Consider the following 11051-nt stretch of genomic DNA (forward strand, 5'->3'; position numbering starts at 1 on the left):
GGTGGCCGCCGGGCATCGCCGCGCCGACGCGGGGGCGCCGGGAACTCGGCTCAGTAGCGCTGTGCCTTGGCGATCTCCGCCGTCAGCTGGGGTTCGAGCGGCTTCCGGCTGATGGCGAGGGGCTGGGCGCGGGCGCCGGGGGCCAGGTCCTCGGCGCCCACGTACCGTGTCTCGGCCACCTTGCCGTCGGGGTCGCGGAAGTCGACCTGCACGGCGTACGAGGCGGTGGCGTCGGTCCGGTTGGTGATGTTGACGACGACGGCGAGCAGGCCGCCGGTCTGGGAGCGGGGCTTGCCGGTGAGGGAGACGTCCGCGGTCGCGTTGCCCCGCCCTCCGACCTTCGCCAACTCCTTCTGCGCGGCGGCGTTGGCGCGTTCCGTCTCGGCGGAGACGGACGCCTCGAACTCCGAGGCGCGGGCCGACACGGAGGCGGCGACCGACGACGCGGCGGCGGACGCGGACTCCGCGAGGGACTCCAGAGCGGACGGCGCCTCGCCGGTGAAGGAGGCGGTGTCGGGCGCCGAGGGGCGGGTGCTGGCGGTGGTGCCCGAGTCGCCGTCGCCGTCCGAGCCGCACGCGGTGAGCGCCGTGAGGCCGAGGACGGGGGCGAGCAGCAGGGCGGCGGCCCGCGCCGCGGGACGGCGGCCTGTGGTCCGCCGGGGTGTCGTACGCGTCCGGTGTGTCTCCATGGGTACGGTCCCTGCGCCTCTCTGTCGACGGCTCCTCGCGTGCCGGACGGCCGCCTCCGGGCGGGAGGCGGCCGTCCCCCTCCGATGGTGGTGGGGCCGCGATCGGCGGGCCACTCGGGAGGGGCCGAGCGGTGTCACCCGGCCTTGACGGGCTCGTCGGCGGGGTGGTCGGCGTGGACCGGGGGCTCGTGGTCGCGGCGCAGCAGGAGGACGACGGCGAGGGCGGCGAGGACGGCCGCGCCCGCTCCGGTGAGCAGCGCGAGGTGCATGCCGTCGGCGAAGGCGTCGCGGGCGCGTTCGACGAGGCTCGGGCTGCCGACGGCGGTGGCGGCGGCGAGGGAGGACCGGGCGACGTCGGCGACGGGGGCGGGGACGCCGGTCAGGTCGAGGTTGCTGCGGTAGACGGCGTCCAGCACGCTGCCGAGGACCGCGATGCCGAGGGCGCCGCCGAGTTCGCGGGAGAGGTCGTTGACGGCGGAGCCGACGTTCTGCTGGGCGGGCGGCAGGGTGTCGGTGATGGAGGAGGTGGCCGGGGTCATGGCCAGGCCCATGCCGCCGCCGAGCGGCAGGAGGCCCGCGACCAGGAGCCAGTAGCTGCTGTCCGCGTCGAGCCGGGACAGGACGACGAGTCCGGCGGCGACGGCGAGCAGGCCCACGGTCCACGGTCCGCGGCGGCCGAAGCGGGTGGTCAGGTGGGGCGAGATCCGGGAGCAGGGGATCATGACCGCCGCCATGGGCAGCACGCTCAGCGCCGCGACCAAGGCGCTGTCGCCGCGGACCAGCTGGAGGTACTGCATGATCACGAAGACGAAGCCGAAGAAGCCGAAGAACTGGAGCGTGACCGAGAGGGAGCCGGCCGCGAGGTGCGGCTGCCGGAACAGGCGCGGGTCGAGCAGCGGGTGCGGGTGGCGCAGTTCCCAGGCGACGAAGCCGACGAGGACGACGAGCCCGGTGGCGATGCCGCCCAGGGTGCGGGCGGCGGCCCAGCCGTGGTCGGGCGCCTCGATGACGGAGTAGACGAGGATGCCGAGGCCCGCGACGGTGAGGAGGGCGCCGACGAGGTCGAGGCGCTGCTTCCCGGGCTGCGCGGACTCCGGTACGACGACGAGGGTGCCGATGAACGCCACGGCGGCCAGGACCACGTTGAGCCAGAACACCGACCGCCACGACCAGGCCTCCAGCACGATGCCGGAGGCGAGCAGGCCGAGGACGGCGCTGGCTCCGGCGACGGCCGCCCAGACGCTGACCGCGCGGGTCCGCTGTGCGCGGGGGAACGTCGTCGTGATCGTGGACAGGGTGGCGGGCATGACGAACGCGGCGGCGAGGCCGAGCACGGCGCGCAGGGCGATCAGGGTGGTGGGCTCGGTGGTGAAGGTCGCGGCGAGGGAACCGGCGCCGAACACGGCGAGGCCGCCCAGCAGGGCGCGGCGGCGGCCGAAGCGGTCGCCCAGGGTGCCCGCGAGGAGCAGCAGGGAGGCGAAGACCAGGCTGTAGGCGTCGATGATCCAGGAGAGCTGGGTCTGGCTGGCGTGGGTCTCGCGGGCGATGTCCGGCAGGGCGACGTTGAGGGAGGCCATGGCGGCCACGACCGTGGCCAGGGCGAGGCAGGTGACGGCCAGGACCGCGCCGTGGCGGACCGGCCGGGCGGCGCCCGGGGTGTTCGGTGAGGTGAGGACGGCGTTCATGCGGGACTCCGGATCGGAGGCGGACGGGATGCGACCGGCAACGGGAGACGAGGTGACCCCTCCACGTTCCGCCTCCCGCTGGCACAATTTCCACCGTGATGAATAAACCGCGGGACGGCGGGCCGGGGCCGCGGCGCGGGCGGCGCGGCGGGGATGCCGACACCCGCGCCCAGATCCTCGCCGTGGCCCGCCGCAGGTTTCCCGCCGAGGGGTACGACGCGGTGACGTTGCGGTCCCTCGCCGGGGAGGCGGGCGTGGACGTGGCGCTGATCAGCTACTTCTTCGGTTCGAAGAAGGGCCTGTTCGGGGCGGCGCTGGCGCTGGAGGCGAATCCGGCCGAGGAGCTGAGTCGGATGCTGGAGGGCGATCTGCTGACCCTGCCGCAGCGGGTCCTCGGCCGGGTCCTCGAACTGTGGGAGGACGACCGGGTGGTGAAGCCGCTGCGCGCGGTGATGCTGCGCTCCGCGTCCGATCCGGGTGGTTCCGCGCTGCTGAAGCAGATGATGGAGCGGGAGTTGGTGGAGCCGCTGGCGCGGCGGCTGGGCGGCGGCCGGGCGCACCAGCGGGCCGGGGCGTTCGTCGCGCATCTCTTCGGGCTGATCTGGACCCGCTATCTGCTGGAGGTGGAACCTCTCGCGTCGATGAGTCCTGATGAAATTCTGCGGCGGCACGTGCCGGTGCTGCGGGCCGCGCTGGCGGACCGGCCGGGCGTCCCGGCCGGTCCGGGGGGACCGTTCAGTCCAGGGGCACCGCCCGTCCGGTGACGGAGACCCGGCCGTCGGCGAGCGGGGTGACCGTGAGGACGCTGGGCCGTCCCATGTCCTCGCCCTGGCGCACGGTGAACGGGGTTCCCGCCGCGACCTTGCCGAGGCCGCGCAGGTAGGCGCCGAAGGCGGCGCCCGCGGCGCCGGTCGCCGGGTCCTCGACGACCCCGCCGACCGGGAACGGGTCACGGGCGTGGAAGAGGGTGTCGCTCGCGCGGTGGAAGAGGTGGACGGTGGTCCAGCCGCGGGCGTGGCAGAGCGCGCCGAGGGCGTCGACGTCGTAGGCGAGGTCGGCGAGCCGCTCGCGGGTGGCGGCGGCCAGGACGAGGTGGTGGGCCCCGGCGTAGGCGACGTGCGGCGGGAAGCCGGGGTCGAGGTCGGTGGCGGACCAGTGCAGCGCGCGCAGCGCGGCGTCGACGTCGTCGGGGGCGGCGGGGGTCGAGGAGGCGGGGACGGTGGTGAAGGTGGCGGTGACGGCGCCCGCGTCGGCCGCCGTCGCGATGTCGACCTGTCCGGCGTTGGTGAGGAACGTCAGGCGGCCGGGGGCGGAGCGTTCGGCGAGGGCGACGGCGGTGGCGACCGTGGCGTGGCCGCAGAAGTCGACCTCGGCGCGGGGGCTGAAGTAGCGCAGCCGGTGGGTGCCGGCGGGGAGGCCGTCAGCGGTGGCGAAGGCGGTCTCGGAGTAGCCGACGTCGGCGGCGACGCGCAGCATCGCGGCGTCGTCGAGGCCGCGGGCGTCGAGGACGACTCCGGCGGGGTTGCCGCCGTCGGGCCGGTCGGTGAAGGCTCCGTAGCGCAGGATGTCCATGCGCCCAGCATCCTCACCTCGTGCTATGACGTCCAATGATGAATGTGTGCGTATCCCATCGCTTTTGTCGATGGGCGCCGATGGGTGCCGGTCGCCGGGGACGGTGGCGGGCCGGGGAGCGAGCGGGAGAGGGCCGACCATGGAGACACGTCTGCTGAGGACGTTCGCGGCGCTGGCCCGCACCGGGACCTTCACGGCCGCCGCCGCGGACCTGCACCTGGCGCAGTCGACGGTGACGGTGCAGATCAGGGCGCTGGAGAAGGAGCTGGGGGTGCGGCTCTTCGACCGGCTGCCGTCGGGGACCGTCCTGACCGACGCGGGCGGGCGGCTGCTGGAGCGGGCGCGGCTGGTGCTGGACGCCGAGGAGGAGCTGCGGCACGAGGCGCGGGCCGCCGCACCCCTCCAGGGGCGGGTCACGCTGGGGGCGAGCGAGTCGCTGTGCGCGTACCGGCTGCCGCTGGCCGTGGCGGCGCTCGGCCGGGGCCTGCCCGCCGTGGAGATCCACATGCGGCCCGTGGTCACCCCGGCGGAGGCGGCCCGGCATCTGCGGTCCGGCCGGATCGACTTCGCCCTGCTGCTGGAGGAGGAGGTGGCGGAGCCGTACGTGGAGACGGAGGTCGTGGGCCATGAGCCGCTGGCGCTGGTGGCGGCGCCGGGGCATCCGCTCGCCGGGCTCGCCGAGGGGGAGGTGACGGCGGAGCGGCTGGGCGGGGAGACGTACTTCCTGCTGGAGGAGGGCTGCTCCTACAGCGACGCCTTCGCGCGGCGGCTCGCGGCCGGGCCGGGCCGTCCGCGGGTGACCCGTTTCGGCAGCGTGGAGGCGGTGCGGTCGTGCGTGGAGGCGGGGCTCGGGCTGTCGCTGCTGCCGGAGGTCGGGGTGCGGGGCGCGCTGGACGCGGGGCGGCTGCGCGTGGTGGGCGCGCCGGGCGCGTTCCCGGCCGTGGCGGTGCGGATGCTGTGGCTGCGGGGGCTGCGGACCGCGCCCGCCGCGCGGACCGTGCGGGACCGGCTGCGGCGGGCCGCGGCCGATGGCTGGACGGTCGCGGGCTGAGCGGCCGGGGGCCAGGAGGACCAGGGTGACCTGGGTGACTTGGGTGACCTGGGCGCGGCTTCCGGCGGTGGGTGAGGGCGGCCTGACGGGATGTCAGGGTTCAGGGGGTCGGGTTCAGGGGGTCGGGTCGGCGACCGGGTACGGCACGAAGGTGGTGCTGTGCTGGTCGATGCGGAGGGGGCGGCCGAGCGGGGGCAGGGCGCGCTGCGGGCAGGAGAGGCGTTCGCAGAGGCGGCAGCCCATGCCGATCGGCGTGGCGGCGGAGGCCCCGGTCAGGTCGAGGCCGTCGGAGTAGACCAGCCGGTGGGCGTGGCGGAGTTCGCAGCCGAGGCCGATCGCGAAGGTCTTGCCGGGTTCGCCCCAGCCGCCCCGGTGCCGGGTGAGGGCGCGCGCGGTCCACAGGAAGCGCTGCCCGTCGGGCATCTCGGCGACCTGGACGTGGATGCGGCCCGGCGCGGCGAACGCCTCGTACACGTTCCACAGGGGGCAGGTGCCGCCCGCCTTGGAGAAGTGGAAGCCGGTCGCGGACTGCCGCTTGGACATGTTCCCGGCCCGGTCGACGCGGACGAAGGAGAACGGGACGCCGCGCAGCCGGGGGCGTTGCAGGGTGCTGAGGCGGTGGCAGACGGTCTCGTAGCCGAGGCCGTGGCGGTCGGTGAGCCGTTCGATGTCGTAGCGGGCCTCCTCCGCGCCCGCGTGGAAGTCGGCGTACGGCAGGATCAGCGCGGCGGCAAAGTAGTTGGCGATGCCGATGCGGGCGAGGGCGCGGGCCGGGGAGCCGGGCGGGAAGTCCGTCCCGGCCTCCTGGTCGAGGAGGTCGCCGTGTTCGAGAAGGGCGAGCTGGGTGGCCATGCGGAAGGCGCGCTGGCCGGGGCGGAGCCGGGGCGAGAGGTGGAGGGTGCGGGTCGGTTCGTCGTAGTGGTGGAGGTGGTCGCCGGTCGCGGCGGCGAGCCGGACGCCGTGGGCGTCGGTGAGGCGCGCGGTGAGGACGCGCAGGACGTCACCGGGCCGGATGCCGATCCGGGCGGCGAGGTGTTCGGCGGCGAGGTCGGTGTCGTGGAGGTAGTTCTGCCGCCGGTAGAAGAAGTCGCGGATCTCCTCGTGCGGTGAACGGGGCGCGGCCTGTTCGGCGTCGCGGCCCTCGGCGGTCCCGGCGAGGCGTTCGGAGAGCACCTGGTTGCGGCGGCCGAGGTCGAGGAGGACCTGGGCGACGGCGGGCATCCGGTGGGCGAGGTCGGTGAGGTCGGCCGGGGAGACCCGGTTCTCGGTGATCTCGCCCGCGAGGGCCTCGCGCAGGTCGGCCAGGAGGCGGGTGGTGTCGCGCTCGGAGAAGAAGCCGGGGTCGATGCCGTAGGCCTCGGTGAGGCGCAGCAGCACGGGGACGGTGAGCGGGCGGGAGTCGTGCTCCATCTGGTTGAGGTAGCTGGGCGAGATGGCGAGGACGCGCGCGAGTTCGGCCTGGCTCAGCCGCCGTTCCTCGCGCAGCCGCCGCAGCCGCGCGCCCGCGTACGTCTTGCTCACCGTGCTCCTCACCGGGTCGGGGGGGTGGGGGCCGGGCGTTCGTGCCCGGTGGGGCCGCGTGCCGGTCGACGGCGGTGCCGCCCGCCGGTCAGCGTACGGGAATCGAGCCGCCGCGCACCCTTCGCAACCTTGGCAAAGGCAGCCGGGAAGATTCGCAGAACTTGGCATCCGACCCCCCTTGATGGCACTCAGTGCCACTGCCATGGTTCTCGTACGGCCCGCCGGACGTCCGGCGGCCACGGTGCGGAACCGGGCACGATTCACGCCCTGACGTCGGAGATCCCGGCCGTCCGCACCGGGCTTCCGGGCAGCACTGCTCAGCTCCGCCCCTCCGGGGTCCGGCGGGCCGCATCCCAGTAGACGACACAGAGTGCCAGCAGCTGCCGCGTGGGCGGTGGTGTTGGCAGACCGCGCAATCGACGGAGACGGTGAAGGTCATGGCAGAGGCGAAGACGACGACGGCCGCGGAGCTGGAGCGACGCTGGGCGGACGACGCCCGGTGGCGGGGGATCGAGCGCACCTACGGTGCCGAGGACGTGGTCCGGCTCTCCGGCAGCGTCCGTGAGGAGCACACCCTCGCCCGGCGCGGCGCCGAGCGGCTGTGGCGGCAGCTGCACGACCTCGACTACGTGCACGCCCTCGGCGCGCTGACCGGCGGTCAGGCGGTCCAGCAGGTCAAGGCGGGCCTCCAGGCGATCTACCTGTCCGGCTGGCAGGTCGCCGCCGACGCCAACCAGGCGGGCCACACCTACCCCGACCAGAGCCTGTACCCGGCCAACTCCGTTCCCCAGGTGGTCCGTCGGATCAACAACGCGCTGCTGCGCGCCGACCAGATCGCCACCGCCGAGGGCGGCACGGACACCACGGACTGGCTGGCGCCGATCGTCGCGGACGCGGAGGCCGGGTTCGGCGGGCCGCTGAACGCCTTCGAACTGACCAAGGCGATGATCGCGGCGGGCGCGGCCGGCATCCACTACGAGGACCAGCTCGCCTCGGAGAAGAAGTGCGGCCACCTCGGCGGCAAGGTGCTGGTGCCGACGGCGCAGCACGTGCGCACCCTCAACGCGGCGCGGCTCGCGGCCGACATCGCCGACGTGCCGACGGTGATCATCGCCCGTACGGACGCGCTCGCCGCGAACCTGCTCACCAGTGACGTCGACGAGCGCGACGCCGAGTTCGTCACCGGCGAGCGCACCGCGGAGGGCTTCTACCGGGTCCGGGGCGGCATGGCGCCGGTCATCGCGCGCGGTCTCGCCTACGCCCCGTACGCGGACCTGCTCTGGGTGGAGACCGGCACGCCGGACCTGGCGCAGGCCCGCGAGTTCGCCGAGGCGATCCACGCGCGGTACCCGGACCAGATGCTGGCGTACAACTGCTCGCCGTCGTTCAACTGGAAGGCGGCGCTGGACGACGACCAGATCGCCAAGTTCCAGCGCGAACTCGGCGCGATGGGCTACAAGTTCCAGTTCATCACCCTCGCCGGGTTCCACTCCCTCAACCACGGCATGTTCGACCTGGCGCGCGGCTACGCCGAGCACGGCATGACCGCCTACGTCGACCTCCAGGAGCGGGAGTTCGCCGCCCAGGAACACGGTTTCACCGCCGTGAAGCACCAGCGCGAGGTCGGCACCGGCTACTTCGACCTGGTCTCCACCGCCGTCAACCCCGCCTCCTCCACGACCGCGCTCAGCGGATCGACCGAGGAGGAGCAGTTCCACTAGGCCGCACCCGCCCGGCCGGGGGTGGGACGGGTGGCACGCCCCACCCCCGGTCGTTCTTCCGACGGCGCCCGCACGCGCCGCCCGCCCCGCCGCACCGCCTCCGCGCCTTCCCACGTCCTTCCCCGCCCCCGTCCCCCCTCCTCCGTCCCCGTCCGTCGTCCCCGCAGGAGAACCCGATGCCGACCACTGTCGCCCTGTCCCACCGTGCGCGCGTCCTCGCGGCGCCCGGTGACCGTCACGACGAGATCCTCACCCCCGCCGCGCTGGAGTTCGTCGGCCTGCTCGCCGCGGAGTTCGGCGAGCGCCGCCGGGAGCTGCTCAAGGAGCGCCGGCGGCAGGCCCTGCGCCTGGCCGGGGGCTCCCCGCTGCGCTTCCCGATGGTGACCGCCGCCGTCCGCGCCGACCCGGCCTGGCGGGTCGCGCCCCCCGCGCCGGGTCTCACCGACCGGCGGGTGGAGATCACCGGGCCGCCCGACCGGCGGATGACGGTCAACGCGCTCAACTCCGGGGCCCGGGTGTGGATGGCGGACTTCGAGGACGCCACCGCGCCGACCTGGGAGAACATCGTCGGCGGGCAGCTCGCGCTGCTCGACGCGATCGAGGACCGGCTCGACTTCACCACTCCCGAGGGGCGGCGCTACCGGCCCGTGGCCCGTGACCGGCGGCCCACCGTCATGGTCCGGCCGCGCGGCTGGCATCTGGACGAGGAGCACCTGGAGTTCGAGGGCGGGCCGGTCCCGGCGGCGCTGGTCGACTTCGGCCTGTACTTCTTCCACTGCGCGCGGCGGCAGATCGACGCGGGGTCGGGACCGTACTTCTACCTGCCGAAGCTGGAGAACCGGTACGAGGCACGGCTCTGGAACGACATCTTCCTGCGCGCGCAGGAGCTGCTGGGCATCCCGCGCGGCACGGTCCGGGCGACCGTCCTCATCGAGACGATCACCGCCGCGTTCGAGATGGAGGAGATCCTGTACGAACTCCGTGAGCACAGCGCGGGGTTGAACGCGGGACGCTGGGACTACCTGTTCAGCGTCATCAAGACCTTCGGGCACCGCACCGACTTCCTCCTCCCCGACCGGGCGAAGGTCACCATGACCGCGCCGTTCCTGCGGGCCTACACCGAACTCCTCGTCCGCACCTGCCACCGGCGCGGCGCCCACGCGATCGGCGGCATGGCCGCACAGGTCCCGACGAAGGACCCGGCCGCGCACGCGGCGGCGCTGGCGAAGGTCCGGCTGGACAAGGAGCGGGAGGCGGAGGACGGATTCGACGGCTCGTGGGTCGCCCACCCCGGCCTGGTCCCGGTGTGCCGGGAGGTCTTCGACCAGGTCCTCGGCGACCGGCCGCACCAGCTCGACCGGAGCCGGGACGACGTCGAGGTGACCCCCGCGGACCTGCTGTCGGTGCGGCGCATCAGCGGCCCGCCCACCCCGGAGGGGGTGCGCACCAACATCTCCGTCGCACTGCGGTACTACGCCGCCTGGCTGCGCGGGCAGGGCGCGGTCGCCCTCGACGGCCTCATGGAGGACGCGGCCACGGCGGAGATCGCCCGCGTGCAGATCTGGCAGTGGCTGCGGCACCGCGTGGTCGACCGCGAGACCGTGCTCACCGTCCTCGACGCGGAAGTGGCCGCGCTGGGCGCGGAGTACCCATGGGCGCCCCTCGACGACATCCGGTCGCTCTTCGAACGCACCGCGCTGTGCGGCGAGTTGCCGCAGTTCTTCACCCCGGACGCCTACGGCCGCCACCTGGTGCGGCACGCGGAGGAGCGGTCATGAGCGGCACGATCCGGCGCGTCGGCGTGGTCGGCGGCGGGCAGATGGGCGCGGGCATCGCCGAGGTGTGCGCGCGGGCCGGCCTGGACACCGTGGTGTGCGAGGTGGACGCGATGGCCGCCCGAGCCGCCCGGGACCGGGTGGCGGGGTCGCTGGAGCGGGCGGTGGGCCGCGGGAGGCTGGCGGAGGCCGACGCGCGGGCCGCCCTCGACCGGCTGGTGTTCACCGGGAGCCTGGAGGACCTGGCCGACCGGCAGCTGGTCGTCGAGGCGGTGGTGGAGAACGCGGACGCCAAGACGGAGATGTTCGCCGCCCTCGACAAGATCGTGGCGGACCCCGGGGCCGTCCTCGCCACCAACACCTCGTCGCTGCCCGTGATGCGGCTCGGCCGGGCCACCGGCCGCGCCGACCGGGTGGTGGGCCTGCACTTCTTCAACCCGGTCCCGGTGCTGCCGCTGGTGGAGGTGGTGTCCTCCCTGCACACCTCCGCCGACACCGTCGCCGCCGCAGCGGACTTCGCGGCGGGGACGCTCGGCAAGACCGTGATCCACGCCCGGGACCGCGCCGGGTTCGTCGTCAACGCGCTGCTGATCCCCTACCTGCTGTCGGCGGTCCGGATGGCCGAGTCCGGCTTCGCGACCGCCGCGGACATCGACGCGGGCATGGAGCGCGGCTGCGCGCATCCCATGGGTCCGCTGCGGCTCGCGGACCTGATCGGCCTGGACACCGTCGCGGCGATCGCGGACTCCCTCTACGACGAGTTCCGCGAACCGCTCCACGCCCCTCCGCCGCTGCTGCGCCGGATGGTGGAGGCGGGGCTGCTCGGCCGGAAGTCGGGGCGCGGGTTCCACGTGTACGACCGGGACTGAGGTCGGGCCCGCGACCGGGACTGAGGGGTCCGGGTCGCGGGCGGTTCCCTGGAGGGGAACGGGACGGGCGGGGGGGGGGGGGGGGGGGGCCCCCCCCCCCCCCCCCCCCCCCCCCGCGCCCCCCCCCCCCCCCCGGGGCCCGGCGGCCCCCCCCGCCCCCCCGGGCCC

Annotated in this window: 9 protein-coding genes; 5 read left to right on the plus strand and 4 right to left on the minus strand. The window is 74.7% G+C overall.

Going from position 1 to position 11051, the window contains the following annotated elements; all coding sequences use genetic code 11:
* Positions 1-50: 50 nt before the first annotated feature.
* Both ACIQPQ_RS09255 and ACIQPQ_RS09260 read right to left on the minus strand, forming a co-directional pair.
* The gene (locus ACIQPQ_RS09255; protein ID WP_401301789.1) at positions 51-689 is read right to left on the minus strand and encodes a hypothetical protein; all 639 of its coding nucleotides are present in this window, start codon (positions 687-689) and stop codon (positions 51-53) included.
* A 134-nt stretch (positions 690-823) separates the two neighbouring features.
* Positions 824-2374, minus strand: a complete 1551-nt coding sequence (locus tag ACIQPQ_RS09260; RefSeq protein WP_401301792.1) for an MFS transporter — start codon at positions 2372-2374, stop codon at positions 824-826.
* Between the two features lie 98 nt (positions 2375-2472).
* On the opposite strand from ACIQPQ_RS09260, the gene ACIQPQ_RS09265 reads away from it, so the two are divergent.
* Entirely contained in the window at positions 2473-3138 is a 666-nt protein-coding gene (locus ACIQPQ_RS09265) for a TetR family transcriptional regulator (RefSeq protein WP_401301795.1), read from the plus strand.
* Here the strand turns inward: ACIQPQ_RS09265 and ACIQPQ_RS09270 are convergent.
* Positions 3110-3946, minus strand: coding sequence for a PhzF family phenazine biosynthesis protein (locus ACIQPQ_RS09270; RefSeq protein ID WP_401301797.1), 837 nt, complete (start codon positions 3944-3946; stop codon positions 3110-3112). The two genes, ACIQPQ_RS09265 and ACIQPQ_RS09270, sit on opposite strands and share 29 nt — an antisense overlap.
* Before the next feature lie 139 nt (positions 3947-4085).
* On the opposite strand from ACIQPQ_RS09270, the gene ACIQPQ_RS09275 reads away from it, so the two are divergent.
* Positions 4086-4997 (plus strand): LysR family transcriptional regulator, encoded by a 912-nt coding sequence (locus ACIQPQ_RS09275; RefSeq protein WP_401301800.1) that lies wholly within the window; start codon positions 4086-4088, stop codon positions 4995-4997.
* Between the two features lie 114 nt (positions 4998-5111).
* On the opposite strand, the gene ACIQPQ_RS09280 is transcribed toward ACIQPQ_RS09275, so the two are convergent.
* Positions 5112-6518 carry a short-chain fatty acyl-CoA regulator family protein gene (locus ACIQPQ_RS09280; protein ID WP_401301803.1) on the minus strand — a complete coding sequence of 469 codons (1407 nt, stop codon included), beginning with the start codon at positions 6516-6518 and terminating at the stop codon, positions 5112-5114.
* A 437-nt stretch (positions 6519-6955) separates the two neighbouring features.
* Here ACIQPQ_RS09280 and aceA point away from each other — a divergent pair, with 437 nt between their 5' ends.
* The 3 genes from aceA to ACIQPQ_RS09295 all read left to right on the plus strand — a co-directional run bounded on the left by aceA (position 6956) and on the right by ACIQPQ_RS09295 (position 10883).
* A complete protein-coding gene (gene aceA / locus ACIQPQ_RS09285; protein ID WP_401301806.1) occupies positions 6956-8239 on the plus strand; it encodes an isocitrate lyase in 1284 nt (427 codons plus the stop codon).
* 176 nt (positions 8240-8415) lie between these two features.
* Positions 8416-10017 (plus strand): malate synthase A, encoded by a 1602-nt coding sequence (gene aceB / locus ACIQPQ_RS09290; protein WP_401301808.1) that lies wholly within the window; start codon positions 8416-8418, stop codon positions 10015-10017.
* Positions 10014-10883: a 3-hydroxybutyryl-CoA dehydrogenase gene (locus ACIQPQ_RS09295; protein WP_401301811.1), complete on the plus strand. Its 870-nt coding sequence runs from the start codon at positions 10014-10016 to the stop codon at positions 10881-10883. The genes aceB and ACIQPQ_RS09295 overlap by 4 nt, the downstream gene beginning before the upstream one ends.
* Positions 10884-11051: the final 168 nt, after the last annotated feature.

The organism is Streptomyces sp. NPDC091281, from assembly GCF_044757425.1.
Taxonomy (GTDB): Bacteria; Actinomycetota; Actinomycetes; order Streptomycetales; family Streptomycetaceae; genus Streptomyces.